We start from the raw sequence: 26,119 nt of genomic DNA on the forward strand, positions 1-26,119 counted from the left end.
GTTTCCCCTCAATAAACCGGGCTCAAGGGGACGATGGCCGCAAAACGCAGCCAGTCCTTTTGCGCTTTTGGCGTCCACGCCGCCTCGGCAATCGCCGGGAGACGGGGGAAAACCAGATGGTTGAAATAGGCGCGATTGAGGAAATGTTCGGACCAGATGCAGGCCTGAACGCCCTTCATCCGCTCCTTCAACTCCTCGGGAAATTCGCCGACAGCCTCATAGGCATAAGTATGCGAAGGCGGAACGGTGCCGGCCCAGCTTGCGCCCGGCTCCTGCCAGGCTTCGTCCTGCACCATGTCGAGATAATAGGCCTGACCCGGTGTCATCACCACGTCATAACCCTGCTTTGCAAGCTCAAGCCCGACTTCCGGCTTCTGCCATGCCATCAGCAACGTTCCGGCCGGATCGACGCCGCCACCGTGGGAAACCTCGTCCCAGCCGGCAAGCTGGCGGCCGCGCTCATGCAGCATTCCCTGAATGCGCTTCATGAAATAGGACTGGACGCCGAAGGTGCCATCGAGCCCCTCCTTTTCCATCAGCGCCTTGGCAAGCGGCGAGGCCAGCCACGACCCATCCGCAACCTCATCGCCGCCAATATGGATCAGCCGCGACGGGAACAGCTCCACCATCTCGTCGAATATCTTGCCGAGGAATTCATAGGTCGGCTCGATGGCCGGGTTAAGCGCATTGTTCGGGTATCCCTGCACAGAGCGGTAGCTGTCCGGCGCTTCCTGCCCGTCCGTCAGCTCCGGATAGGCCACGAGAGCCGCCGTGCTGTGGCCGGGAATATCGACTTCCGGCACGATTTCGACGTTCAATGCCGCCGCATGCGCAACGACCATGCGCACCTCATCCTGTGTGTAATAGCCCGACACCGGCTCAGCCCCGTTACCGAGCTGCGGCAGAAGCGGCGCATCCGGGCCGCGCGTTGCGCCAACGGTGGTCAGCAGCGGATAGGCCTTGATTTCGAGCCGCCATGCCTCGTCATCCGTCAGGTGCCAATGGAAGCGGTTCATGCGCAGCCATGCGAGAATATCGATAAGCCGCAGGACATCGCCTGTCGGATAGAATTGCCGGGAGACATCGAGATGGCAGCCGCGCCAGCTATAACGGGGTGCATCGCTGATGGCGCCGGAGGCCGGGAAGCGGAATTGAGGATCGATGCGCGCGCCATGCAGCAGCTGCGCCAGAACCGTCAGGCCATATTGCAGACCGGCAGCGGCCGAATATTCCACGACCACCGCTTCTTTTGAAAAAGTGAGGCGATAACCTTCCGCTTCCAGCCCGCTGTGCCGCTTGAAGCGAAGCGGTTTTCCCTCATGAACCGGCGCAAGGCTAAAGGGCACGTGCCCGACGGCAAAGAGCCGGCGGAACAGCGAAAGCACGGTTTCCACCGCAAGCACTTCTTCTGCACCCGCATCTTCCGCCGGGAAGAGCGCGACGGGAAAACCGTCGCCCGGTTCGGCGTCGATTTCAGCGGGCCAGGGCTGGATGGAAAAGGGCAGATCGAGCTTGCCTTCCGGAAGCAGCACCGGCGCCGGCTCGCTATGACGCCCATCCAGCATCAGGTCACCGACATCGACGGCGCGATGCGTTCCATCGGCAAGGCTGACATAGGCGGATTTCGCGCCATCCGTGCGATGCCGGGCCGGCCGCAGCAGGCCATCGACGGTGAAGCGCCAGGATTTCCCCGGCTCGAGCACGAAGCCCGGCGGCGGTGCAAACTCATGGAAATTGGCGTTGCGGCGCAGGTAAACGGCATTGTCGCAAGCGGGCTTGTCTACCGTCCGCGTCAACGACGTGTAGACGATGCGAAAATCCTTCAGCGGCTCGCGGGAAAGATTGACCAGGGTAAAGGTAAAACCGCCGGAGGCGGAATCTTTGAGCGGATGCCAGGAATTTTCGAGACGATAATGTGCGAGCGCCATGATGCTCCCCTTTATTGCGCATTGAGCCCTCAGGAGGGCTTCGGTCAGTAATGTTCGGATTGCGAGAAGGTCCGGGCCAGCGGCGCCTGCCCCGCCGTCAGTCCGCAATCGACCGGCAGGCACACGCCGCTGATCGCCTCCGCCTGTGGGCCGGCCAGAAAGGCAACGGCATTGGCCACATCGTCGGGCCTCACGATGCGTTGCAGCGGATACCAGTGCTTCGCCTCTTCGAAGACCTGAGGATTGGCGGCGGCCCGCGCCTCCCACGCCTGGGTGCGCACGGTGCCCGGCGCAACGGCATTGGAACGGATGCCGAATTTGCCATATTCCACGGCGATCAGCTTGGTCAGATGGATCAGCCCGGCCTTTGCGGCGCTATAGGCCGGATGGCCGAACACCGCCATGCCGTTGACGGACGTGATATTGACCACCGACCCCTGGGTCCGCTTCAACGCCTCTTCGAAAGCCCTGAAGCAGAGAAACGGCGCTTCCAGATTGAGGGCATTGTCCCTGCGCCATATATCGGCGGTCGTGTCGTGCAGGCTGACCGCTCTTGCCGCGCCCGCATTGTTGACGAGGGTAACAACATCGCCCAGCTCCGCGACCTCGGCGGCCAGCCTCGCAAGGTCCTGCGGATCGGTGACATCGCAGGTTTTCGCAACGAAGCGGGGACTGGAAAGCAGGGATAGCGCGCTCGAAAGGGCGTCGGGATCGATATCGACCAACACGACCTTTGCATGGCTTTCAGCGAGCGCCGTGGCAATTGCCCGGCCAATATCACCTGCCGCGCCGGTAACGACGGCGAGCTGGTCTTTCCTGTCCTTCATCTCCTACAACTCCCTTGAAGCTTTCCGACCCGCCACAAAGCGGGTCTCAGGCAAAGCAGCCTGTGTTTTTCGTCAGCCCGCCTCAGTCACCGAGCAATTGCTTGTCATCCGGGTCACGATGTTCCACGAGCTGCTGCTTGATGTGACGCAACGTCACCATCGATCGTTGCCGTTGATGATAGGCAGCAAGCGTCGCCAGAACATCGACGGCGGCCAGATAGGCGTAGCGCGATGAGGTGGGGCGGAAGATATTGTTTCCCTCGGGCACATTGACCGCCACCACCATGTCGGCGGCCGCGGCAACAGGCGTGTCGCTCTGGGTGAGCGCAATGGTGGTGACCCCCATTTCCCGCGCCAGCCTGAAACATTTCACCAGTTCCATGTTGCGGCCTGAAAAGGACGAACCGATGATGACATCTTCCTTGCGCGCCGCAGCCGTCATCATCAGCTGCATGCTGTGATCGGCGCTGGTCGAAACGCGCAGGCCCAGGCGGAACAGCCGATTCTGAATTTCCGAAGCGATCATCGAGGAGTTGCCGCCTGCGCCGAAGGCATAGATCATGCCGCTATTGGCGATCCTGATCGCCGCTTCATCGGCAAGGGCGGGATCGAGCGTCCTGTGCAACAGGAAAAGCGCTTCCTGTGCCTTGGCGAGCACCTCTTCCGCCACATCCGAGGGACCAGTGCTGGAGGGTTCGGAGGTGAGGTATCGGATACCCACATAGGCCGTCTTGGCGAGGCTGACCTTGAAATCCGAAAAGCTCTGGCACCCCAGCCGACGGCAGAACCGCGTCACGGTCGGTGGCGACACTTCGGCGCGGGCCGCAAGCTCGATGATCGAGGCATTGACGGCGAATTCGAAGTCCGAAACCAGAATATCGGCAATCCGCCGCTCCGACTGCGAGAATTGTCCCCTGTCTTCCTGTATTTTTGCGAAAATATCCATGTTCACCGGTCTCCGTTCCGCCAAAACTTAAGGCTTGGCCCCGTTTCCGATGCACCCTAAGAAAGCGCGCCCGTCAACCGCATAGATCCATGAATCGAGGATGTTTCGTCTTGCTGACGACACCACACACGCCTTTGATTTGAAAATTATTTTCTCTGTTGATTGAGAGATGAGCATATGCCAACAATCAACACCAGAGAAATCTCCAAATCTTGAAAATAATTTCAATAATGGACCCAAACCATGCGTGATCCCTTCAAAAACCCCTTTCCCGAAACAGACATCGCCCGCCATTCCATCTGGGAGATGCTGGTAACGCGGGACATCGACGCTTTTCTGGCCGCCGACTGGTCGAAGGTCACGGATGATTTCGTCGAGGACGGCTTTCTCGGCATCAACGCCAACCGGGATGCGAACCCGGACAATTGGCGCCTGTCGTTCCCTTCGCTCAGCGCCTATCGCGACGAGTGGCTGCGGCAGGCGCAGGATTTTCAAACCCAGCAATTCGCAGAGAACCCGCGCGATGCGATCTTTGCGACCACCACGCTGGAAGAAATCGAAGTGGAAGGTGAGACCGCGCTGGTGCGCAAGAAGTTCGACGGTGGGCTTCGCAAGGCCGATGGCAGCTTCGACGTCATGAAATGGCAGACGCTCTATTATTGCCGGCTGCATCAGGGACGCTGGAAGATCAGCGGTTTCACCGGCTACATGCCCAACCCCATGCCGTGATCCGGCGGACATCGGGAAAAGCTTCGCACGCCGGGCCGAAAGACCGGCGTTGTTTTTTCGTCTGGAAGGGGCGGAAAAATGCTGCCGAAGACGGATCGCGTCAGGAACAGCCGGGCATTGGGAAACAGATAACATGGCCCGGCTCCTGCGCCTTATTGGATCAGCTTGAGGACTGAAAGATCGACGCGCCGCTCGAGCGCAATGCCGCTTTCGTCAAACAAATGGCAATCCGATGCCTTGATACCCGTGACGATGGGCTCATCCACGACCACAGGTGCGGAGCCGGAAAGCAGCGCGCAATAATTCTCACCCGTCGGCGCGACGCCATAGGCGATGGTATTGACCCCGAGCCGCTCGATCACGCTGGGCGCGACCGTGACATTGAGGTCGGCCGTTTCGAGGCCGGTATGTTCCGGGCGGATGCCGAGCGTCAGCTGCGCGCCTTCAAGACCGGCGCGGGGCTCCACCGGCACGGTGATCGTCTGTCCCTCATATTCCACCGTCACACCCTCGGCGCTGACGGATTTGCAGGTGACCTTCAGGAAATTCATTTTCGGGTTGCCGATGAAACCTGCCACGAAGAGGTTAGCCGGCTTGTGATAAAGCTCGAGCGGCGCACCGACCTGGGCAATTTCGCCGGCATTCAGCACCACGATACGGTCGGCCATGGTCATGGCTTCCACCTGATCGTGGGTGACATAGATCATCGTCGCCTTCAGCGTCCGGTGAAGATTGGTGAGTTCGATGCGCATATCGGCGCGAAGTGCTGCATCGAGGTTGGAAAGCGGCTCGTCGAACAGGAATATTTTCGGCTCGCGAACGATGGCGCGGCCGATCGCCACGCGCTGGCGCTGGCCGCCGGACAACATGCCGGGGCGCTGCTGCAGACGCTGATCGAGCTGGAGAATCTTGGCGACGCCCTCGACCTTCTGCTTGATCTTGTCCTCCTCCATCTTCTCGACGCGCAGCGGAAAAGCGATGTTTTCAAAAACCGTCATGTGCGGGTAGAGCGCATAGGACTGGAAAACCATGGCGATGCCGCGTTTGACCGGCGGCAAGTCATTGACCTTCACGCCGTTAATGACGACGTCGCCAGCGGAAATATCCTCAAGGCCGGCGATCATGCGCAGCAATGTGGATTTGCCGCATCCCGAGGGGCCGACAAAAACGACGAACTCGCCATCCCTGATGTCGAGCTGAACGCCCTTGATGACTTCGAAATGTCCATAGTTCTTGCGGACGTTGTTGAGATAAAGCTGACCCAAGACTTGCCTCTCCCGTCAGCGGCCGACATCTGGCCACGTTCAGAGATGTTCCGAAACAGGGGCAAAGCCACACGGAATCGGAACCGTTGAAAACAGGGGGAAAGAGCATCCCGGAAGACGCAAGGCATTCCCACGGCGAAACTTGCCGGATGCGGACGGCCAGCGCCCGCATCCGTGCTCATGAAAGATTATTTATACTGCTCGAGAGCCGAAGCCGCTTTCTTCGCGGCATCTTCCGGGCTTGCCTTGCCGGTAACGACAGACTGCACCATTTCGATCATCGTGTCCTGGAAGCCCTTGTAGTCCGTGAAGAGCGGCTCGGGACCACCATATGCGATACCGTCGATCAGCGGCTTCCAGAAGGGATCCTTGGCGATGAATTCATCGACCTTCGGCGACGGACGCAGCGGGGTGAGGCCCGCGCCGCCCTGCAGTTCGTATTCGCCCTGCGGACCGGGAGAGGTGATGAATTTGGCGAATTCGGTCGCCTTTTCTTCCACGCCGGTTCCCTTGAAGATCGCAAGACTGTCGGTGATGAGCAGCGTGCCGGGACCCTTCGCTTCCGGGCCGAGCGGCAGCGTGGCGATGCCCCAGTTGATCTTTGTTTCCTGCAGGCGCGTGGCGGCGCCCGAACCGGCCTGGATCATGCCGACCTTGCCATCGAGGAAGATGGCGCGGATTTCGTTCTGCTCATAGGCCGTCGGGCCTTCGACGGAATAGGGCGTGATGTCCTTATAGGCCTTCAGCGCTGCAACAACCTGCGGGCTGTCGACGGTGATCTTGTCGCCGTCGATCACCTTGCCGTTGTTGGTGTAAACCCAGTGCATGAACTGGTGCATGGTATTGTCGAAGGTCTTGGCCGGCAGGCCGTAACCGGCGATGCCCGTCTTTTCCTTGATCTGCTTGGCAAACGCGATCTCTTCGGCCCAGGTCTTCGGCGGCGTTTCCGGATCGAGACCCGCCTGCTTGAACAGGTCCTTGTTCCAGTAAAGTGCCTTGGTCGAGAAGGCGACCGGCACGCCCCACTGCGTGTCCTCGAAGGTCACGGTGTCAACGATGTTGGGGTAGTAGCTCTTCTTTTCGTCTTCAGTCATCGGCACCGGAACGATGAGATCGTTCTGCGCGAACTGCTTCAGCGTGCGCGAACCCACATAGGCCATGGCGACCGGTGTGCCGGCAGCGGCGAGCGTGGTCGCCTTGTCCTGGCACTGGGCCCAGCCGACGACCTCAGGCACGACCTTCCAGCCCTCGTTCTTGCCTTCCCATTCCTTGATGTATTTCTCATGGATGGGGTCCATCTTGTCGCCGCAATAGATCCAGCTGATCTCCTTGTCGGCGGCGTGCGCCGTCACCGTCGTAAGGGCAGTGGAACCGGCAAATGCGAAAGCGCAGAGCGCCAATCCGTAATGTTTCAGTGCCATAGGTAGTCTCCCGTTTTGGTGGTCGTTCCGGTTGTTGATTATTTCACCGCGCCGGCGGTCAGGCCGCTGACGAGATATCGTTGCATGAAGAAGATCACGACCATGGCCGGCGCAATGCCGACGAAGCTGGCCGCCATCAACTCATTCCAGATGACTTCCTGGCGACCGAAATAGGCGAAAAGGCCGATGGGCAGCGGCATATATTCGGTCTTGGAATTGAAGGTGAGCGCGAAGATGAACTGCTGGGCGTAAGCGCCGATGAAGGTGGTGATGGAGACGACGGCGATGCCCGGCATCGCCAGCGGCAGGATCACCCGGCGGAAGGTATAGAAATAGCTCGCACCGTCCACATAGGCCGCCTCTTCCAGTTCCCGCGGAATACGCAGCATATAGGTGCGCAACAGCCAGATGGCGGTGGGGATCAGGAAGGCCGCGCCGGGAATGATCATCGCCAGATAGGTGTTCAGCACACCCATGTTGCGCATCAGCCGGTAAAGCGGGATCAGAAGCACCGCGCCCGAAAACATGTTGATCGCCAGAAATGCGCCAAGCAACTGCCCACGCCCACGAAACTCGAAACGGGCGAAAGCATAAGAAGCCGGCACCACCAGGATGAGGACGATGATGGTCGAAATGGTGGAGATGAAGAAGGAGTTGAAAACGTAGCGGGCAAAGCCCGGAACGCTGACCCACATGGTCCGGTAGGCTTCGAAGGAACCGTTTTCCGGCCAGAACTTGTAGGGCGAAGAGAAAAGCAGGCTGAGCGGCTTCAGCGAAACCAGAAATCCTTCCACGAAGGGCGCCAGCACGAAGGTCAGGAACACGGCGATACCGCAATAAATCCCGACGATTTCATACCACCTGTAGCGGTTGATCATCGCATTCTTGTCGCTCATCGGCTGGCCTCCTGCGAGATGCGGCTGGTGATGCGGAAGTAGAAATAGGTGAAGATCGACAGGAAGATGCAAATCAGCACGGCGCGGGCCGCACCTTCACCGTATTTGTAGGAGCCGATCGCCGTCTTGTACGTGTCGATGATCATGGTCGTCGTCTGGCCGGTTGGGCCGCCCTGTGTCAGGATCCAGATGATATCGAAGGAATTGAAGGTCGAAATCAGCGAGATCATCGACATGGTAATCATGGCCGGCAGCATCAGCGGCAGAGTGATACGGCGGAAGCGGTAGAAGCGGCTTGCCCCGTCTGTCCACGCGGCCTCGTAGAGATCCTGCGGAATGGCCTGGATGGCCGCCAGCAGATAGAGCGTCACCATCGGCACGCCGATCCAGACGTCGGTGACGATCGTTGCCCAGAAGGCCGTTCTGCCATAGGCGAGGAACGCGACCGGACCATCCACCAGGCCGAGGTTCTGGAGCACCCCGGAAATCATGCCGAACTGGCCGTTATACATCCAGCCCCACATGAAGATGCCGATAGCCATCGGCACGATCCATGGTGGCATGGTCAGGATACGAAACAGCGCCCGGCCGGGCACGGCCGAATTCAGCAAGACCGCACCGAATGTGCCGATGATCATCTTTATCGAGACGGAAAAGAACGTCCAGATAAAGGTCCGCGTGATGACATCGGCAAAAGTCGCGTTGAAAATCTTCTCGTAGTTGATGAAGCCGACCCAATTCGTCGTTTTTCTAAGCGACGCATCGGTAAAGGACAGGATGAAGGTATCGACGAGCGGATAAGCAACGATAACCGTTATGTATAAAAGCGCCGGCAGAAGAAGAAGCCAGGCAAAGACGACCGCGCTGCGTTTCGCATCCATCGCGCCGCCCCCTCAAGCCGATTTCACAGCGGGGGATTTCGGCTGCCCGTGCAGCGCCAGATCGTATTCCTCCCACACCGGCTTGAGATCGATCACTTTACGGCCATGGCGCGCTTCATCCATGGCAAGCGCCAGAATACCGGCCTCGATCGCATCGAGCGCGGAAACCGGAAGGGCCGCACCCTTGACGATATGGGCGATCACGTCCTCGGCCATCTGCTCGTCCGCACCGTAATGCTGCGAGAGCGCGGTCGCCGCCGAATAGGTCTTGGCCACGGTCTTTTCATTTGTCCGGGCATTGTGCACGTTCAGGAAGCCGCGCACGAAATCGCCCTCAGCCATGCCCTTGGCGCCGATGACGCAGAAACGGCGGAAATCGTCGGGAACATTGAGATTGGTATGGAAGGCGAGCGATGCGCCGTTCTCATATTCGACGATCGCCGTCTGGTAATCGATGATGTCGCCGTCGCTGTCGAAGACCTTGTCGGAACCCATCCAGCCGCTCGGCTTGCGATGGTAAACCTCCATGTCGTTGATGCCGTCATGCTGCGGCGCGTTTGCCGGCGTGAAGCTCTTGCGCCCGCCGAAGCTCGAGACGAAACGCGGCCGCGCACCGACCACGCCGTTATAGAGATCGAGGTCGTGGCAGCATTTTTCCAGCATGAAGGAGCCGGAATAATTCTCGTAACGCCGCCAGTCGCGCATGAAGAATGCGCCGTGATAGGGCGGGATATGCTCCGAGGCCTCGATGGAAACGACATCGCCCAGCTTGCCTTCCGCCTGTGCGGCGCGCAGATCGCGGTAGAGCGGGGAATAACGCAAAACCAGACCGACGAGCAGCCGCTCATGCCCGTGCTTGTTGAGCAGCCGGGCAAGCTCGAGGCTTTCCTCGATGCTGACGACGATGGGTTTTTCCGAGAAGATGGTGCAGCCGGCCTCAAGCCCGATACGGATATGCTCCAGATGCATGTGGTTCGGTGAGCCGATCATCAAGAGATCGAATTTTTCGTTTGCGATCAGCACCTCGGGACTATCGTAAGCCTTGCCGGCCGAAATGCCCTTTTCCTGCAGGCCCGGCAGGCCCGCCGGCGCGGGATCGACGTAACCGACGATCTCGAAATCCTTGTCGATCTCATGAAAAACGTAGCCCAGATAACCGAGACGGAATCCGAGTCCGATAATTCCCACCTTCATGAACTTTGTTCCCTGTTCATTCGTAATTCATTTTCGCAGAAGCGACCATTTCTGTGCTGGTCATCCAGTTATCTGCGATAATTTCCTGCCACGATGAAATTAATTTTCACAACGGTCAAGCTAAATTCGATTTCGCAAACGCTGCCGCGAGTCGAAAACCGATTTTCCCGGCGCGACGGATGCGAAACGCATCGCCGCCGACCACCGACGTAAAAAACAATACCAAAAAAATGCCAATCGTCCAGAGCAATTCCGTTATCGAGAAAATTTTTTTGGTTAATGCGAAAATATCAAGCATGCAGCCTTATTATTCGGCAAAAAATCGAAAAAACCACCGATTAATCGTACAAATCTAGCAATGGTTCTATTTTGGTATTGCCGATTACGCGGCATATGATATAGCCAGAGCCGGCCATATCGCCGACCACATGGATCGTGACAGAGGTTATGGATGAACGGGGCAGCGCTTAATCTGGACGACCTGCAATCAGGTGGCGGCCCGCTTTACCTGAAACTGCGCCAGACGATTGAAGACGCCATCAATGGCGGCCACCTGAAGCACGGCGACGCCCTGCCGCCGGAGCGGGATATCGCCGAAAGCGCCTGCGTCAGCCGCGTCACGGTGCGCAAGGCGGTGGACGATCTCGTCCGCGACGGCCTTCTCGTTCGCCGGCACGGTTCGGGTACTTTCGTCGTCAAGCCCATCACCCGCATGCAGCAGCCCCTGACCAAACTCACCTCGTTTACCGAGGACATGCGCCGGCGTGGAATGACGGCGAGCACCCGCTGGCTGGACAGAGGCCTGTTCCACCCGACCGGCGACGAGATGATGGCGCTCGGCCTTTCCCAATCCGCCATGGTGGCGCGGCTCACGCGTCTGCGTCTTGCCAATGACCAGCCAATCGCACTCGAAGTCACCAGCCTGCCGGGCGATATCCTGCCTGACCCGCAACTGGTGGAAAACTCGCTTTATCTGGAGCTTGAGAAAAACGGCATTCGCCCGGTGCGCGCCATTCAGCGCATCTCCGCCCGTAACCTCACCGATGAGGAAACATTGCTGCTCGGGGTTCCGCCGGGCTCGGCAGCGCTTTCCGTTCAGCGAATGGCCTATCTGGAAAGCGGGCGCCTCATGGAAATATCCCGCGCGCTGTACCGCAGCGACGCCTATGACCTCGTCGCCGAACTGACGATGGGGCCCGAGTGACAAATCTCTTGATCAAGGACACGAAACGATGACAACCCTGATGCGCCAGGAAATCGATGAGATTCCCGATGCAGTCGCCCGCCTGCTGGACAATGCCAATGCCGACTTCCACGAAGCCGGAGACAGGCTGAAGGCCCGTGACCCGGCCGTTATCGTCACCATTGCACGAGGCTCCTCCGACCACGCCGCGCATTTTCTGAAATATGCGATCGAATTGCAGACCGGGCTTCCGGTCGCTTCGCTCGGCCCCTCGCTCGCCTCGATCTACCAGACGAAGCTGCGGCTGGACCGGGCGGCGGCCTTCGCCGTCTCGCAATCCGGCAAAAGCCCTGACATCGTCGCTCTGGCGGAAAGCGCCCGCAAGGGCGGCGCGCTGACCTTCTCGCTTGTCAACACCCTGCCCTCCCCGCTCGGCGATGCGGCCAATCACGCCATCAATATCCAGGCGGGCCCTGAAAAGGCGGTGGCCGCAACCAAATCTTTCGTCAACTCCATCGTCGCTGGCCTCGCAATCCTTGCCGAATGGACGGAAGACAGCCTGCTCGCCAAAGCCGTCAGCGCCTTGCCGCAGAATTTTGCCAGGGCCATCGGACTCGACTGGAGCCAGATCGGCGAAGCGGTCAAGGGTGAGGAATCGCTCTATATGCTGGGCCGCGGTCCGGCGCTGGCCATTGCCGCGGAAGCCGCGCTGAAATGCAAGGAAACCTGCGAACTCCACGCGGAAGCCTATTCATCGGCGGAAGTCATGCACGGCCCCGTTTCGCTGGTCGCACCGAAATTTCCCGTCATCGCTTTTGCCGCGCGTGACCGCGCCGAAACCTCCGTGACGGATATCGCGGCCGGTCTCGCCGGTAGGGACGCAAGTGTTTTCGTCACCTCCGCAAAAGGCAGCCCGGCCAAGCCCCTGCCGTTTGTGGAAACCAATCACCCGCTGACCGACGCCCTGTTGCTGATCGCGCCGTTTTACGGCTTCATCGAGCAATTGTCGCGCGCCCGCGGCTTCAACCCGGATGCGCCCGTGGCATTGAAGAAGGTGACGGAAACCCAATGAGCAGCAGCAAGGCATTTGTCGGCGCCCGCATTTTCGATGGCGCCGCGTGGCACGATGGCAAAGCGCTCGTGACCGGTGATGGCCACATTGCCGACATTGTTGACCGCGTATCCGTGCCAGCAGACGCCGAAATCATCGACGCGGAAGGACTGTTCATTGCGCCAGGCTTCATCGACCTTCAGGTCAATGGCGGCGGCGGCGTGATGTTCAACAACGAGCCGGATGTGGAAGGCATTGCCCGCATCTGCTCGGCCCATGCGCAATTCGGTACCACAGCGCTGATGGTCACACTCATCACCGACCGGCCGGATATCACAACCAAAGCCGCCGAAGCCGGCATCGCCGCCCACAAGGCAGGGGTGCCGGGCTTTCTCGGCCTGCACTTCGAAGGGCCGCATCTTTCCGTTGCACGCAAGGGCACCCATGATCCGGCGCTGATCCGAAAGATGGAAACGGCCGATCTTGCGGTTCTGACGGACTGCAAGGCGAAGCTTCCTTTCGTGCTGACAACCATCGCCCCGGAAAACGTAACCGAAGCGCAGGTCACAGCGCTGCACAAAGCCGGCATCGTCGTCAGCCTCGGCCATACCGATGTGGGCCTTGGCGTGGCGACGGCCTATGCCGAGGCAGGCGCATCCATGGTGACACATCTCTTCAACGCCATGAGCCCGCTCGGCCATCGCGAGCCGGGACTGGTGGGTGCGGCACTTTCGAACGGCAAGCTGGATTGCGGGCTGATCGCTGACGGCTTTCATGTCGATCCTGCAGCGATCGGCATTGCGCTTCGCGCCAAGAATAATCCCGGGCGCATTTTCCTCGTCACCGACGCCATGTCCACCATCGGCACGGATGATGACGGTTTCGAACTGAACGGCAGGCGCGTCTATCGCAACGGCGGCAGGCTGACGCTGGCCGACGGCACGCTGGCGGGGGCGGATATCGATATGCTCTCCTGCATACGCTTCATGCATGAAAAGCTGGACACACCGCTGGAAGAAGCCTTGAGAATGGCGTCTGCTTATCCCGCCGAGGCAATCGGCGCTTCCGTCAAGGGTAAGCTCCTGCCCGGCTTCGATGCGGATTTCGTCATGCTGACACCCGACCTTCAGATGCATTCGACATGGATCGGCGCAGAAAAAATCCACGATGCCACCCGTTCCGGAGCCTGAATCATGATCGTTTGTTTCGATATAGGCGGAACGACCATCAAGGGCGCGATTGCTTACGCTCCCGACGATATTCGGCCCGTGCCGCGTATCCCGACGCCCAAGACCAGTTTCGAAGACTTCGCCGCCGGCCTGAAATCCGTCATCGACAATAGCGGCGGCACACCCGCCTGCGTGTCGCTGTCGATTGCCGGCGTCATCGATCCCGACACCGGCAAGGCCACTGTCGCCAATATTCAGAGCATCCATGGCAGGGTCTTGAAGGACGAGCTGGAAAAGGCGCTGAACCTTCCCGTCATCGTATCGAACGACGCGGATTGCTTCGTGATCGCCGAATCGGAAATCGGTTCCGGACGGGGTCATCGCGTGGTCTTCGGCGTCATCCTTGGTACGGGTGTCGGCGGCGGGCTGGTGATCGACGGCAAGCTCATCAACAGCGACGGCGGTTTCGCCGGCGAATGGGGACATGGGCCGGTGGCCGCGACATTGGCCGGAAATCCGCCGGTTTCGCTGCCGCGTTTCGAATGCGGTTGCGGGCTTACCGGCTGCGTCGACGCAATCGGCAGCGCCCGTGGCATGGAAAAACTGCATTCGCATCTTCACCAGCAGGCGATGACCAGCGAGGATATTATTGCAGCCTGGCAGGCGGGCGATCCGAAGGCCGCAAGAACCATTGATGTCCTTATCGATATTCTCGCCTCGCCTCTGGCAATGGTGATCAACGTGACCGGCGCAACCATCGTACCGGTCGGCGGCGGACTTTCGAATTCGAAGGCGCTTCTCGCCGCTCTTGACGAGGTGGTAAGGAGCCGCATTCTCAGGCGCTTCGACCGCCCTCTGGTCGTTCCCGCCATCTGCCGCATCGAGCCGGGGTTGATCGGATCCGCCGTTATCGGGCTGAAATATGAGAAAGAAGCCGCCGTCACTGCCTGAGCGGCATCACATCGTCTCGATCTTTTCCCGGCGAAAACCCAATCCCACCAGCCGGCCGGTCAAATGGGAAAGAAGCGGAAACCGCATGATGGCCAGCACAAAGGCTGGCGGTCCTTTCGGTTTTTCCGCATCGGCCCGGCCCTTCTTGCCGCCGATACGCATCATCCGCTGCAGAAATTGCGTGGCCTTGGTCGGGAAGGATCGTCGCTTTTCAATCGCGGCGAGATCGTCATCGGCAATGGCCCGGCCGGACACGAGCACCGGCACCAATATATTGGCCGCCGCAACCGCATCCTGAATGGCCAGATTAATGCCGACACCGCCGACGGGGGACATGGCGTGGGCCGCATCACCGATGCAGATCAGGCCGGGTTTCCACCAGCGCTTCAGCCGGTCGATACGGACGGTGAGGAGATGCACATCGTCCCAGCTCTTAAGCTCATCGAGCCTTTCGCGTGGGAAAGGGCAGATTTCCGCAACCCTGTCCCTGAAGGCTTCAATTCCCTGCAGCTTTATGTCGGCGAAAAATCCCTTTCGCACCACATAACCGCATTGCCAGTAATCGCCCCGGTTGATCATGACGAAACCCTGCCGCGAACCGGCATGCCCCATGGTTTCCGTCGGATCGTCGGGCTGTTTCGAAAGGCGCATCCACAGCACCTCGGTCGGAATGCCGAAGCGCTGCACTTCCAGCCCCGCCGCCTCGCGGACGGTGGAGTTGCGCCCATCCGCCCCCACCACCAGATCGGCTTCGATCTCGATGACGCCTTCCGGCGTGCTGACCGTGAGACCGCCGACATGCCCGCCGCGCTCGATCAGTCCGGTCACCGGCGCATTCATCAGCAATCGGAAATTTTCATATTGCCCCGCCTTGCCGACAATGAAATTGAGAAAATCCCATTGCGGCATAAAGGCGATGAAGCGGTGGCGGACCGGCAGGCGGGAAAAATCCGCTATCGTGATACGCTCGCCGCCGATAATCGCATTCAGCCTTGGTGCACGTGTGTGCGGCAGGCTCAGAAACTCATCGATGAAACCGAGTTGCTCCATCAATTCAAGCGTTGAAGGGTGGATGGTGTCGCCGCGAAAATCGCGGAGAAAATCCCCGTGTTTCTCGACGACCACAACATCGATACCGCTGCGCGCAAGCAGCAGGCCAAGCATCATGCCCGCCGGCCCGCCACCGGCCACGACGACGGACGTGCGGATGTGCTGAACGGCCCCGCCGTCATTTCCCGGAGCGATTGTCGCTTCTTCCATCACCTTCCCCCTTACATCCCGCTTGAAGGCCTTATCGTGTATCCGCCGCCAGGAGGTTTACATTCTTCGGCTGCGGCCAGCCCTGCGCATCGAACCGGAACAGCATTTCGGACCGGGCAAAGATAAAGGCGAAGGCCATGGCCGTCCACATGCCGAGCAAAAGCCCGGCGGCGACATCGCTTGGATAATGCGCACCGACGATGACACGCGAAACACCGATGACAAGGGCAAGCAGGAGAAACGCCCAGCGGAAGCGCGGCATCAACATGGCGAAAGCGCCGAAAAACGCCCCGGCGGCGGTCGAATGGCCTGAGGGGAAACTTTCATAGAGATTGTCGCCGGTAAATGGGGTGAGGCTATAGGCGCCCATTTCCAGCAGAAGCTCCGGCCGTGCCCGTCCTATCAGGAATTTCAGCGTATGGACGAGAATGCTCGCCGTTCCGATCGTCAGGAAGAAATAGGTAAGAAGCCGCCATGCCGTCCTCAGCCGTCCATTATAGGTCTGCGCCTTTAAAACCCGTGCGGCGATATAGGCCAATATCGCCAGAAGGCCGGTAGAATAGAGCATCCAGCGGAAGGTTCCGAAATCGGTAATGGCGCGATTGAAGGAGACCACGCCGCCTGGCAGCGCCTGCGCGCTTTCGGAAAGACGCGGATCAAAAGGAATGAAGACAAGGACCAGCACAAGGCTTGCCGCAAAAATCCACCCGCTGGAAACCAGAAAACGTCGCATCGATATCCTCTCATTGTTTTTCTTGCATATGGCTTTGCCTTCCGCAAAAACAATAGCCCCGGCTTTGTCCTTGTTATGGCTGGTTTTCGCGGGTAGAGGCTAAGGAATGTTGCTCGAAAGTGCATGGCGTTTTCGGGAAAACGACGTGCACCGAGAGGTGCGAACCGGAAACGACCGACGGACTGAAAATGACGAATGCCAGTGAAATGCCACGCAAGCTGACAATATTGGGTTCGACCGGTTCGATCGGCACCAATACGCTGGATGTCGTCCGCCAGCTGGGTGGCCGCGACGCGTTCGAGATCACGGCTTTGACCGGCGCGGGCAACATCGCGCTTCTGGCGGAACAGGCGCGGGAATTCGGCGTGCGGCTTGCGGTTACCGCCGAGGACGACAAATACGAAGCGCTGAAATCGGCCCTTGCCGGCACCGGCATCGCGGTTGCGGCAGGTAAATCCGGCCTCGAAGAGGCCGCGTCGACGGATGCCGGCTGGGTGATGGCGGCGATTGCCGGAACCCCCGGCCTTGCACCTACTCTTACAGCCGCACGGCGTGGCGCAGACATAGCGCTCGCCAACAAGGAATGCCTGGTTTCGGCTGGCGATGTTTTTCTGCGCACGGTCAAGCAGGGCGGCGGCAGGCTGATCCCGGTCGACAGCGAGCACAGCGCAATCTTCCAATGCCTGACGGGCGAACACAAGCAGGCCGTGGAACGCATCGTGTTGACCGCATCCGGCGGCCCGTTCCGCACCTGGTCGCGCGAGGAGATGGCCAATGTCACGGCGGATATCGCCCGCGCCCATCCCAACTGGTCGATGGGGCTGAAGGTTTCCATCGGCAGCGCCTCCATGTTCAACAAGGGGCTGGAAATGATCGAGGCGAAATATCTCTTCGATCTCAGGCCCGATCAGGTGGAGGTGATCGTCCACCCGCAGTCGATCATCCATTCGATGGTGGGTTACACCGACGGCTCCTATATCGCCCAGCTCGGCTCTCCCGACATGCGCACTGCGATTTCTTATGCCCTCACCTATCCGCAACGCGGCAATCTAAGTGTCGAGCGGCTGGATTTTGCAAAACTTGCGCGGCTCGATTTCGAAGCGCCGGATGAGGCCCGTTTCCCGGCGATCCGTCTGGCTCGCACCGCGCTGGAGCGCGGCGGTCTACAGGGCGCTGCCCTGAACGCCGCCGAAGAGACCGCCTTTCACGCTTTCGTTGCAGGCAATATCGGTTTTCTCGATATGGCCGAGATCGTCGAAACGGTCATGGACCGCATGCATGACGGCCGCTCCGCCGCCACGATCGAAGATGTCTTCGCAGCGGATGATGAGGCCCGTCGTCACGCCCGCGAATTGATCGCCACCAAAGAAAAGGCCGCGTAAACGCGGCCCGGTCTTCTCTTATCTAAATTGCGGCCTCACGCCACCGCCCGCGCCAGCGCACAATGCGACCAGAGCTGGTGCAGCGCGCCGACCAGATGCTCGATATCGGCATCGCTGTGCAGTGGTGTCGGCGTAATGCGCAGGCGCTCGGTCTTGCGCGGCACGGTCGGATAGTTGATCGGCTGCACATAGACACCGTGACTGTCGAGCAGGATATCCGAAATCCATTTGCACTTGGCGGCATCGCCCACCATGACAGGCACAATGTGGCTTGGGTTGTCCATGTGCGGAATACCGCGCGCATCGAGAAGGCCGCGAAGCTTGCGCACCCGGTCCTGATGGCGGGCGCGCTCGAAGGGGCTTGCCTTCAGATGCTGGATCGACGCAATCGCACCGGCGGCAAGCGACGGCGGCAGGGCCGTCGTGAAGATGAAGCCGGAAGCGAAGGAGCGGATGAAGTCGCAAACTGCCGTGGAGCCGGTAATATAGCCGCCCATGACGCCGAAGGCCTTGCCGAGCGTTCCCTCGATGATCGTCAGGCGATCCATCAGGCCTTCGCGCTCGGCGATGCCGCCGCCGCGCGGTCCGTACATGCCAACGGCATGAACTTCGTCGAGATAGGTCATGGCGCCATAACGGTCGGCCAGATCGCAGATTTCCTTGATCGGCGCGATATCGCCATCCATCGAATAGACGGATTCGAAGGCGATCAGCTTCGGCGCATTCGGATCCGCCGCCTTGAGCTTGGCTTCGAGGTCTTCGAGATCGTTGTGCTTCCAGATCACCCGCTCGCAGCGGCCATAACGGATGCCTTCGATCATCGATGCATGGTTGAGCGCATCCGAGAAAATGATCAGACCCGGAATTTTCTGACCGAGCGTGCCGAGGGTCGCCCAGTTGGAGACATAACCCGAGGTGAAAATCAGCGCCGATTCCTTGCCGTGGAGATCGGCAAGTTCGCGCTCGAGCAGGACGTGGTAGTGGTTGGTGCCAGAAATATTCCGGGTGCCTCCCGCACCCGCGCCACAGTGATCGATGGCGGCCTTCATGGCTTCGATGACTTTCGGGTTCTGGCCCATGCCGAGATAGTCGTTGGAGCACCAGACGGTCACATCCTTGCGCTCGCCATTGGCGTTATACCGTGTCGCACGTGGGAAATTGCCCTGCTGGCGCTCGATATCCGCAAAAACGCGATAACGTCCCTCAGAATGCAGGCTTTGCAGTTCCGTCGTGAAAAATGCCTCGAAGTCCATGCCATGCTCCAGAATTGACCAGATCGTTTTGTGCCTCGACACCGGGACCGTCAACCCTTGCGGGCCACATTAACCGCGTCTGCGTCAATTCGCCGTTGTTTTGAACCATTCCAATAAACCGTTTATAGAACCCGATGAAAAGTACAAAATTGATTCACATCAAAAAACCCGGATTTTTGGAACCTTTTTTGCGCCGCGCCGTTGTTTGGGACGCAATCGATTACGCTCGGAGGAATGCCGAAAGTGGAGGCTTCCCTAAACGACATCGAATTGTTAGTTATCTGTGGCGGTCGGAGGTAGCAGTCGCCGCAGATAAATATGGGACGCCTACCGAGCCACAAGAGCTCATTGTAACGTTGGAGAGAGTTTCATGAAAAAGGCAATCATATTTGCGCTGGTCGGCCTGTCGCTCGCAAGCTGCACGCAGACCGAAAAGGGAGCTTCGATCGGCGCCGTTTCCGGTGCTGTCCTTGGCGGCGCTATCACGGGCAACGTTCGTGGCGCGGCAGTGGGTGCGGCAATCGGCGGCGTGGGCGGTGCCCTGATCGGCAATGCTTCCGAACCGGGCTATTGCTATTATCGCGACCAGTACGGTCAGCGTTACACGGCGCGTTGCCGCTAATCGCTTCGCGAAATACCGTTGCACAGAAGCCCCGGTCAACCGGGGCTTTTTGCGTTTTGGGCGGCAAAACACAAGCGCAAGGGTCCTCAAAGCCGTTTATTTATGATTAAATTGCAACGTTAACGGACAGGAAACGGGTTAGGGCGACAATAAAGGCTCAACCATAAAGCAGCTTATGCGAAGAACACGAACTAACCCGAAGACAGGTATTGCGTATCGGAAAGCTGGCACCGCGCTTGCGGTTGCTGTGACGTTCGCCCTGTATCCGGCGTTTACCCGTGATGCCTTTGCCTTCAAACTGTTCGGCATGCGCCTCTGGGGTTCGGAAGAACCCGAGGTCGAGGTTATCAACCCCGTCAAATACGCCGTCACGCTCGATGCCACGGACGCCGATAGTTCCCTGAAAGACAGCCTGGAAAACAGTTCGCTTCTTCTTGCCGACAAGGACAAGCCGGCCTCCGGTGATCTTGGCCTTCTGATAAAGGCAAGAGACGACCGGGACAGGCTGATCGCGGCGCTTTATGAAAACGCCCGTTATGGCGGCATCGTCAAGGTCACCGTTGCCGGCAAGGATGTGGATAGCCTGCCGCCCAATCCGGTATTCGATCATTCCGCTCCGGTACCCGTGGTCATTACGGTTACGCCCGGCCCGGTCTTCAAACTCGGCAATGTCAGGCTTGAAGGCGATGTCACCGGCCGCACCCTTGAGGAATATGGCCTGACGACCGGCGGCGACGCGGGTTCTCTCGCCATCATCCGCGCCGGCAACAAGTTGATCGATGATCTGAAGGCCGAAGGCCGTCCGCTTGCGAAGCTGACGAAACGCGAGGCCGTCGCCAACCACGCTACAAACACGGTGGACATTACCATGGCGGCCGAAGGCGGTCCCGTGGCGCCCCTCGGCACGGTGACCGTCACGGGTGAAAAAACCGTCGATGGCGATTTCATCCGCCGTTATTCGCGCCTCAATGGCGGCGAGCCCTATTCGCCGGAAAAACTGCGCAAGGCCGCCGACAGGCTGCGACAGCTCGGCGTCTTTTCCAGCCTGACCATCAAGGAAGCGGGAACGCTGGCGCGCGACGGTACCATTCCGCTTACCATCGAGGTTTCGGAAGGCAAGCACCGCTATTTCGGCGTCGGCGCGCAATATTACACCACGGAAGGCATCGGCCTTCAGGGCTATTGGGGCCACAGGAACCTGTTCGGGCAGGCGGAATCGCTGCGTATCGAAGGTTCGGTTTCGCGCATCGCAGAGGCATCGAGCGTCGAAGGCATGGATTATTCGGCGGGTATCACTTTCACCAAGCCCGGCATGTTCAATCCGCGCACCACCTTCAAGACCAGCCTGATTGCCAAGACCGAACACCCGGATACATACGACGCCAAGACCGTGACTGGCACGGCCGGTTTCGCCTACGAGCTGAACGATACCGATACGGCCGCAGCCGGCCTCGAGGTGCAATGGGCCGATACGGAAGACGCATTCGGCAAGAACGAATATCTCACCACCTCCATCCCGCTGGAATTCGTTCGTGATACACGCGACGACAAACTGAACCCAACAGAAGGCTTTCGCGCCTCTGTGGCCGCCAAGCCAAGCTATGAAGCACTGAACGGCACCTTCTTTTCCTCTTTCGAAGGCTCCATTTCGGGCTATAAGGGACTTGGCGCCGAGGACCGGTTGATCATGGCCGGAAAGCTTTCCGGCGGCGTGCTGGTCGGTGGCAGCGATCTGCAGGACATACCCACCACCAGGCGCTTTTATGCCGGCGGCGGCGGATCGGTACGCGGCTACAGCTATCAGGAAATATCGCCCTATAATGCCGCCGGCGATGCGACGGGCGGCCGCTCCTATGTCGTCGGCTCCATCGAGGCCCGCATCAAGGTCACCGACACGATCGGCATCGTCCCCTTCATCGATGCGGGTGTGGTTTCGGAAGACGTGGCACCCGATTTTTCCGATATCCGGGCTGGCGCCGGTATCGGTCTGCGTTACGCGACGCCCTTCGGGCCTCTGCGTCTCGATGTCGCCATGCCGCTCGACAAATACGATGGTGGCAACAGTTTCGGCATTTATGCTGGCATCGGTCAGTCTTTTTAAACGCCGCAGTCGAACACCCTTGCAACAGAGTGTAGATTACCCTTTATGAAAACGTTGATTCGATTGCTGAAATGGCTGGGCTACGCTGCTTTGTGCGGGGTCGTGCTGGTGTTGCTTGCGGTTCTGTTCGTCGGTTTTACCCCGATGGGCGCAAGAATTGCCGCAAAGCAGATTTCATCGCTCGTTTCCACGCCCGATCAGGTAATCGAGATTTCGCCCCCGAGCGGCCTTTTGACCGGCCGCCTGCGGCTCGACAATGTCACCCTTTCAGACCGGCAGGGACCCTATGCCCGCGTGAACCAGATCGCCGTCGACTGGTCGCCGCTCTCGCTGCTTGCCGGCACCTTCCATGCCGACCGGGTCTCGGCCGGATCGATCAATGTCGAGCGCAAACCGCTTGCCCCGGAGCAGACATCGACCAAGAGCTCCGGCAATTCCTCGCTGCCGATCGAAATCGCCGTCGACAAGTTCAGCTTTCCGGATATCAGCCTTGGCCAATCGCTTCTCGGCCGTCCCTTCGACCTGAACGCGGAAGGCAACCTGACGGCTGCCCAGGACGATATGCGGCTGTCGCTCACCGCCCATCGGCTCAATGCGCCGGATGCTGAGGTTAATGCCGACATCGCCTTCCTTCCGAATGAGAATGTCCTGAAGCTGAAAGCGGAGATGAAGGAGCCCGAAGGCGGTCTTCTCGCCACGCTGCTTTCGCTTCCGGGAACGCCTGCGGTGGCGATAGACCTCAACGGCGAAGGCCCGCTTTCCAACTGGACAGGCACGCTGCGCGGCAATGTCGCCGGCAACCCTGTCGTCAACGTTACCGGCCGCCACCTTCTTGCAGATGATGGCACCCGCCGTATCGAAATTGCAGGCGGTGGTCAGCCCGATCTGCTTCTGCCCCCAGCCTTCCGTCAGCTTTTTGCTGGCGAGACAAAGCTCGACGCAAATGCAACCCTTTCGCCGCAGGGCCGCATCGAAATCGGCAGCAGCACGCTGGAGACCGGCACCCTGCTGTTGACGGCGTCAGGCACGGTCGATCCGAACGGTCAGAACGATCTCGCCGCCAATCTCATCGGCACCGCCGGCCCCGTGGATTTTCGCTGGCCGCTGGAGAATGGCGAAGTTCAGGCCCTCATCAACGGCCTTGATCTTTCCCTCAAGGGCGGTGCAGACGCCGCGCATCTCAACACGACGGTATCCTTGCGCAGCCTTTCCCTGCCGCAAGGCAGGCTCGATGACGTCAAGCTGACGGCCGAAAGCGCCGATCTCAACATCGCCAATCGCAGCGGCACGATCGCGACGGTCCTGTCCGTGGCGCAATCCTCCTTCGTCAGCCCCGATATCGACCGGCTGGTGCGGGCGCCCCTCACCATCAAGGCGCCGCTCAGCCTCACTTCGTCAGCTATCGGCTTCGACGGCGCAACGCTGGAAAGCGCCAGTGTCGGTGGGACTTTGAACGGCAGTTTCGATCTCGCCGGCAATCGCCTGACCTCCAGCGTGCAGCTCTTCGCGCTGCCCGCTACCCTTCCACCGGCCCTTGCGGAAAAGTTCGACACCACCATCGCCCTCCAGGGCGATATCGACGTGACCATCGGCGGACGCACCAGCCTTGAAAACCTCGTCGTCAAGTCGGGAACCATCGAAGCAACCGGCAATGTCGGCCTCGAAAACGATGCATTGAGCGCCAGCCTGACGGGTAAATTTCCCGCTCTTGAAAAACTGACGCCACAGGCGAAGGGCGTCGCCGATTTTGCAATCGAGGCCAGCGGCGCGCTGGCAGCACCGGATTTCAACGTCACCCTGAGTTCCGAAAGCGCAATCCTTGCCGGGCGAACACTTGAATCGCTGAAGGTCAATGCAACCGGCAAGGCCGATCCCGCCGCGCCTCAGGCAAAGCTCACCGCCAGCGGCAGCCTCGACCGACAGAAGATCGACGCCCATGCCGATGTGGTGCAGACCGAAAACGGCACGGCCATCCCCGAGCTGCATGTGGCCGTAGGCCGGAACATCCTGAACGGGCAGCTGCAATTCTCGCAGCAATTCCTGCCATCGGGCAATCTCTCCTTCAATTTCCCCGACCTCGCCCTGCTCGCGGCCCTCGCCGCGCAGCAGGCGGATGGCGATATTTCCGGCGATATCGCCCTGAGCAACGCCAATGGCCGAATTGCCGCGACGATCAAGGCCAATGGCAACAGCATCCGCCAGGGCACGACAACGATCTCGAAACTCGCCGCCGATATTTCCATCGACGATCTTCAGGCTCTCGCCATCAATGGCAAGGTCAGCGCCGATAGCGTCAATGCCGGCGCCGCCGCGATATCGGGCCTGAATGCCACCATCGGCCATTCCGGCACGACGACCCAGTTCGACGTCAATGGCCGTTACGACAATGCGCCGCTCGTGGTAAAGGGCAGCGCTGAGACCGGCGGATCGCCGATGACAGTGCGCGTCGACGCCTTTTCCGCCGCCCCCAAGGGCATTGCGGTTCGCCTTGAAAAACCGAGCACCATCGCCATCCAGAACGGCACGGCCCGTATCTCAGATCTGACCATCATCACAGGTGAAGGGCGCGTTGAGGTCAACGGCAGCGCCGGATCGACGCTCGACATCAATGCCGATATCCGTTCGCTGCCCGCCAGTCTCGCAAATGCCTTCGCCACCGGACTGGATGCGGCAGGCAGCATCTCCGGCACGGTAAGCGCCAAGGGTGCGGCATCGAACCCCGCGGTCGATTATAATCTGAACTGGACCAATGCCGAGGTCGCGCAGACACGTTCGGCAGGCCTCGCCGCGCTCGGCATCAAGGCGAACGGCCGCTTTGCCGGCGGCACCTTGCAGATCGACACCAATGTATCCGGCCAGGGCGGCATGTCGCTGTCCGGCGGCGGCTCGCTCGGCATCGCCGGCAATCGTCCGCTTTCCATGGCGTTTTCCGGCAGACTGCCCTTCTCCGCCGTCGCGGCGCAAACCGCATCGCAGGGCCTCGATGTGGACGGCACCGCCGCCATCGATGTGAAGATTTCCGGCAGCGCTTCCGCACCTGTCGTTACCGGCAGCATCACCACCGATGGTACGCGCCTGACCGATGTGCGCCGGAACCTGACCATCAACGACCTGGGCGCCACCATCACCTTCGACCGCGACCGCGCCGTCATTTCGCGACTGACGGGCAAGCTGGCGAGCGGCGGAACGATCTCGGGAACCGGCAGCGTCGGCATAGCCGGTGGTTCTGGTTTCCCCGCCGATATATCGATCACGCTCAATCGCGCCGGTTATAATGACGGCACGCTGGTGACGACGGTGGTAAGCGGCACGCTGACGTTGAAGGGCCCGCTGCTGAATTCCCCCGTGCTGGGCGGCAACCTGACGCTGGACAGAAGCGCCATCACAATTCCGGAAAAGCTTCCGGCCTCGCTGACGGAAATCGATGTCAAGCACAAGAACGCCCCCCCAAAGGTGCGCGCGCAGGCCAAGGCGCTCGGGGCTGATCAGGGCGGCAGCGGCAGCTCGTCCACCATCAATCTCGATCTGCAGGTGAACGCACCGAGCGGCATCTTCGTACGCGGACGCGGCATCGATGCGGAACTCACGGGCAATCTGACGATCCGTGGCACGGCAGCCGTTCCCGTCATTTCCGGCGGCTTCGAAATGCGCCGTGGCCGGCTCGAAATCCTCACTCGCCGCCTCGATTTCACCACCGGCAATATCAGTTTCGGCGGCGGCCTCGTTCCGGTCCTCGATATGAAGGCGGACTCGACGGTCGGCTCGACGACCATCACGGTGGCCGTTTCCGGCAACGCCAACGATCCGACCTTTGCCTTCTCCTCGGCACCCGCCCTGCCACAGGATGAGGTGATGGCGCAGCTGATCTTCGGCCAGTCCATGTCGAAACTCTCGGCTCTGCAAATCGCAAGGCTGGCCGATGCCGCCGCCCAGTTGGCCGGCGGGCGTTCCACCTCGCTGTTCGACAAGCTCAGAAGCAATCTCGGCGTCGACGATCTCGATATTTCGACCGATTCCGAAGGACAGGCCCGTGTTTCCGCCGGTAAATATCTGAACGAAAGAACCTATCTCGAGCTGCAGCAAAGCGGCGAGTCCGGCGCAAAAGCCATCATCAACCTCGATGTCGGGCGGGGTGTGAAGCTACGCGGGGAAGCCGGTGGCGATGGCGAAGGCGCAGCCGGCATATTTTACGAGAAGGAATATTAGCATTTCCAGTAAAAGTGCGTGGCGGTTTTTACATCCGGACAATGCGTAAAATACTCTAGGGCCACTTCGCATTTAGGTTTGCGAAACCATCTGATGATACAAATCATCCATTGAAGACGGA

At 59.8% G+C, this 26,119-nt stretch carries 21 protein-coding genes; 9 read left to right on the top strand and 12 right to left on the bottom strand.

Translation table 11 applies throughout. The features are described 5' to 3' along the window. Positions 1-8: 8 nt before the first annotated feature. The 3 genes from PIB16_RS09475 to PIB16_RS09485 all read right to left on the bottom strand — a co-directional run bounded on the left by PIB16_RS09475 (position 9) and on the right by PIB16_RS09485 (position 3,701). On the bottom strand, positions 9-1,928 hold the full coding sequence (locus PIB16_RS09475) for a beta-N-acetylhexosaminidase (RefSeq protein WP_271045516.1): 1,920 nt from the start codon (positions 1,926-1,928) through the stop codon (positions 9-11). 44 nt (positions 1,929-1,972) lie between these two features. Then, positions 1,973-2,755 carry an SDR family oxidoreductase gene (locus PIB16_RS09480; protein ID WP_078052402.1) on the bottom strand — a complete coding sequence of 261 codons (783 nt, stop codon included), beginning with the start codon at positions 2,753-2,755 and terminating at the stop codon, positions 1,973-1,975. A gap of 82 nt (positions 2,756-2,837) precedes the next feature. Continuing rightward, a complete protein-coding gene (locus PIB16_RS09485; RefSeq protein WP_065656977.1) occupies positions 2,838-3,701 on the bottom strand; it encodes a MurR/RpiR family transcriptional regulator in 864 nt (287 codons plus the stop codon). A 243-nt stretch (positions 3,702-3,944) separates the two neighbouring features. On the opposite strand from PIB16_RS09485, the gene PIB16_RS09490 reads away from it, so the two are divergent. Then, complete coding sequence (locus tag PIB16_RS09490) at positions 3,945-4,430, top strand: hypothetical protein (RefSeq protein WP_269831321.1); 486 nt, start codon at positions 3,945-3,947, stop codon at positions 4,428-4,430. A gap of 152 nt (positions 4,431-4,582) precedes the next feature. Here PIB16_RS09490 and PIB16_RS09495 read toward each other — a convergent pair whose 3' ends face one another. The 6 genes from PIB16_RS09495 to PIB16_RS09520 form a co-directional block, all read right to left on the bottom strand. Next, complete coding sequence (locus PIB16_RS09495; RefSeq protein WP_065656976.1) at positions 4,583-5,695, bottom strand: ABC transporter ATP-binding protein; 1,113 nt, start codon at positions 5,693-5,695, stop codon at positions 4,583-4,585. A gap of 188 nt (positions 5,696-5,883) precedes the next feature. Next, positions 5,884-7,116 (bottom strand): ABC transporter substrate-binding protein, encoded by a 1,233-nt coding sequence (locus tag PIB16_RS09500; protein WP_065656975.1) that lies wholly within the window; start codon positions 7,114-7,116, stop codon positions 5,884-5,886. Between the two features lie 38 nt (positions 7,117-7,154). Beyond that, the gene (locus tag PIB16_RS09505; protein ID WP_020809501.1) at positions 7,155-8,012 is read right to left on the bottom strand and encodes a carbohydrate ABC transporter permease; all 858 of its coding nucleotides are present in this window, start codon (positions 8,010-8,012) and stop codon (positions 7,155-7,157) included. Then, positions 8,009-8,893: a carbohydrate ABC transporter permease gene (locus PIB16_RS09510; protein WP_003521273.1), complete on the bottom strand. Its 885-nt coding sequence runs from the start codon at positions 8,891-8,893 to the stop codon at positions 8,009-8,011. The genes PIB16_RS09505 and PIB16_RS09510 overlap by 4 nt, the downstream gene beginning before the upstream one ends. A 12-nt stretch (positions 8,894-8,905) precedes the next feature. Next, complete coding sequence (locus tag PIB16_RS09515; RefSeq protein ID WP_271045517.1) at positions 8,906-10,087, bottom strand: Gfo/Idh/MocA family protein; 1,182 nt, start codon at positions 10,085-10,087, stop codon at positions 8,906-8,908. Positions 10,088-10,202: 115 nt separating this feature from the next. Next, complete coding sequence (locus PIB16_RS09520) at positions 10,203-10,385, bottom strand: hypothetical protein (protein ID WP_065656974.1); 183 nt, start codon at positions 10,383-10,385, stop codon at positions 10,203-10,205. A gap of 153 nt (positions 10,386-10,538) precedes the next feature. Here PIB16_RS09520 and PIB16_RS09525 point away from each other — a divergent pair, with 153 nt between their 5' ends. The 4 genes from PIB16_RS09525 to PIB16_RS09540 are packed head-to-tail and all read left to right on the top strand — an operon-like array spanning position 10,539 to position 14,441. Then, the gene (locus tag PIB16_RS09525; RefSeq protein WP_271045518.1) at positions 10,539-11,291 is read left to right on the top strand and encodes a GntR family transcriptional regulator; all 753 of its coding nucleotides are present in this window, start codon (positions 10,539-10,541) and stop codon (positions 11,289-11,291) included. A 28-nt stretch (positions 11,292-11,319) separates the two neighbouring features. Next, entirely contained in the window at positions 11,320-12,342 is a 1,023-nt protein-coding gene (locus PIB16_RS09530; RefSeq protein ID WP_271045519.1) for an SIS domain-containing protein, read from the top strand. Then, the gene (gene nagA, locus PIB16_RS09535; RefSeq protein ID WP_271045520.1) at positions 12,339-13,511 is read left to right on the top strand and encodes an N-acetylglucosamine-6-phosphate deacetylase; all 1,173 of its coding nucleotides are present in this window, start codon (positions 12,339-12,341) and stop codon (positions 13,509-13,511) included. The genes PIB16_RS09530 and nagA overlap by 4 nt, the downstream gene beginning before the upstream one ends. A 3-nt stretch (positions 13,512-13,514) precedes the next feature. Further along, complete coding sequence (locus PIB16_RS09540) at positions 13,515-14,441, top strand: ROK family protein (protein ID WP_271045521.1); 927 nt, start codon at positions 13,515-13,517, stop codon at positions 14,439-14,441. A gap of 6 nt (positions 14,442-14,447) precedes the next feature. On the opposite strand, the gene PIB16_RS09545 is transcribed toward PIB16_RS09540, so the two are convergent. Both PIB16_RS09545 and PIB16_RS09550 read right to left on the bottom strand, forming a co-directional pair. Further along, positions 14,448-15,701, bottom strand: coding sequence for an FAD-dependent oxidoreductase (locus PIB16_RS09545; RefSeq protein WP_271045522.1), 1,254 nt, complete (start codon positions 15,699-15,701; stop codon positions 14,448-14,450). A gap of 31 nt (positions 15,702-15,732) precedes the next feature. Continuing rightward, positions 15,733-16,434, bottom strand: coding sequence for a phosphatase PAP2 family protein (locus PIB16_RS09550; protein ID WP_271045523.1), 702 nt, complete (start codon positions 16,432-16,434; stop codon positions 15,733-15,735). Positions 16,435-16,622: 188 nt separating this feature from the next. On the opposite strand from PIB16_RS09550, the gene dxr reads away from it, so the two are divergent. Then, a complete protein-coding gene (gene dxr, locus PIB16_RS09555) occupies positions 16,623-17,816 on the top strand; it encodes a 1-deoxy-D-xylulose-5-phosphate reductoisomerase (RefSeq protein ID WP_271045524.1) in 1,194 nt (397 codons plus the stop codon). A gap of 35 nt (positions 17,817-17,851) precedes the next feature. On the opposite strand, the gene hemA is transcribed toward dxr, so the two are convergent. Beyond that, a complete protein-coding gene (hemA, locus tag PIB16_RS09560) occupies positions 17,852-19,069 on the bottom strand; it encodes a 5-aminolevulinate synthase (protein WP_078052391.1) in 1,218 nt (405 codons plus the stop codon). 370 nt (positions 19,070-19,439) lie between these two features. Between hemA and PIB16_RS09565 the strand changes: the two genes are divergently transcribed. From PIB16_RS09565 to PIB16_RS09575, 3 genes are all read left to right on the top strand, one after another. Beyond that, positions 19,440-19,691: a YMGG-like glycine zipper-containing protein gene (locus PIB16_RS09565; protein ID WP_003492347.1), complete on the top strand. Its 252-nt coding sequence runs from the start codon at positions 19,440-19,442 to the stop codon at positions 19,689-19,691. A 175-nt stretch (positions 19,692-19,866) separates the two neighbouring features. Continuing rightward, on the top strand, positions 19,867-21,792 hold the full coding sequence (locus tag PIB16_RS09570; protein ID WP_271045525.1) for an autotransporter assembly complex protein TamA: 1,926 nt from the start codon (positions 19,867-19,869) through the stop codon (positions 21,790-21,792). Positions 21,793-21,837: 45 nt separating this feature from the next. Further along, a complete protein-coding gene (locus tag PIB16_RS09575) occupies positions 21,838-25,998 on the top strand; it encodes a translocation/assembly module TamB domain-containing protein (RefSeq protein ID WP_271045526.1) in 4,161 nt (1,386 codons plus the stop codon). Positions 25,999-26,119 lie beyond the last annotated feature (121 nt).

Origin of the sequence: Agrobacterium sp. ST15.13.015, assembly GCF_027871645.1 — a bacterium.
In the GTDB taxonomy this organism is placed as follows: Bacteria; Pseudomonadota; Alphaproteobacteria; order Rhizobiales; family Rhizobiaceae; genus Agrobacterium; species Agrobacterium leguminum.

What these genes read in the sequence shown, in the direction of transcription:
- PIB16_RS09475 (WP_271045516.1), bottom strand. Translation starts at nt 1,928, where the DNA reads ATGGCGCTCGCACATTATCGTCTCGAAAATTCCTGGCATCCGCTCAAA.
- PIB16_RS09480 (WP_078052402.1), bottom strand. Translation starts at nt 2,755, where the DNA reads ATGAAGGACAGGAAAGACCAGCTCGCCGTCGTTACCGGCGCGGCAGGT.
- PIB16_RS09485 (WP_065656977.1), bottom strand. Translation starts at nt 3,701, where the DNA reads ATGGATATTTTCGCAAAAATACAGGAAGACAGGGGACAATTCTCGCAG.
- PIB16_RS09490 (WP_269831321.1), top strand. Translation starts at nt 3,945, where the DNA reads ATGCGTGATCCCTTCAAAAACCCCTTTCCCGAAACAGACATCGCCCGC.
- PIB16_RS09500 (WP_065656975.1), bottom strand. Translation starts at nt 7,116, where the DNA reads ATGGCACTGAAACATTACGGATTGGCGCTCTGCGCTTTCGCATTTGCC.
- PIB16_RS09505 (WP_020809501.1), bottom strand. Translation starts at nt 8,012, where the DNA reads ATGAGCGACAAGAATGCGATGATCAACCGCTACAGGTGGTATGAAATC.
- PIB16_RS09510 (WP_003521273.1), bottom strand. Translation starts at nt 8,893, where the DNA reads ATGGATGCGAAACGCAGCGCGGTCGTCTTTGCCTGGCTTCTTCTTCTG.
- PIB16_RS09515 (WP_271045517.1), bottom strand. Translation starts at nt 10,087, where the DNA reads ATGAAGGTGGGAATTATCGGACTCGGATTCCGTCTCGGTTATCTGGGC.
- PIB16_RS09520 (WP_065656974.1), bottom strand. Translation starts at nt 10,385, where the DNA reads ATGCTTGATATTTTCGCATTAACCAAAAAAATTTTCTCGATAACGGAA.
- PIB16_RS09525 (WP_271045518.1), top strand. Translation starts at nt 10,539, where the DNA reads ATGAACGGGGCAGCGCTTAATCTGGACGACCTGCAATCAGGTGGCGGC.
- PIB16_RS09530 (WP_271045519.1), top strand. Translation starts at nt 11,320, where the DNA reads ATGACAACCCTGATGCGCCAGGAAATCGATGAGATTCCCGATGCAGTC.
- nagA (WP_271045520.1), top strand. Translation starts at nt 12,339, where the DNA reads ATGAGCAGCAGCAAGGCATTTGTCGGCGCCCGCATTTTCGATGGCGCC.
- PIB16_RS09540 (WP_271045521.1), top strand. Translation starts at nt 13,515, where the DNA reads ATGATCGTTTGTTTCGATATAGGCGGAACGACCATCAAGGGCGCGATT.
- PIB16_RS09545 (WP_271045522.1), bottom strand. Translation starts at nt 15,701, where the DNA reads ATGGAAGAAGCGACAATCGCTCCGGGAAATGACGGCGGGGCCGTTCAG.
- PIB16_RS09550 (WP_271045523.1), bottom strand. Translation starts at nt 16,434, where the DNA reads ATGCGACGTTTTCTGGTTTCCAGCGGGTGGATTTTTGCGGCAAGCCTT.
- dxr (WP_271045524.1), top strand. Translation starts at nt 16,623, where the DNA reads ATGACGAATGCCAGTGAAATGCCACGCAAGCTGACAATATTGGGTTCG.
- hemA (WP_078052391.1), bottom strand. Translation starts at nt 19,069, where the DNA reads ATGGACTTCGAGGCATTTTTCACGACGGAACTGCAAAGCCTGCATTCT.
- PIB16_RS09565 (WP_003492347.1), top strand. Translation starts at nt 19,440, where the DNA reads ATGAAAAAGGCAATCATATTTGCGCTGGTCGGCCTGTCGCTCGCAAGC.
- PIB16_RS09570 (WP_271045525.1), top strand. Translation starts at nt 19,867, where the DNA reads ATGCGAAGAACACGAACTAACCCGAAGACAGGTATTGCGTATCGGAAA.
- PIB16_RS09575 (WP_271045526.1), top strand. Translation starts at nt 21,838, where the DNA reads ATGAAAACGTTGATTCGATTGCTGAAATGGCTGGGCTACGCTGCTTTG.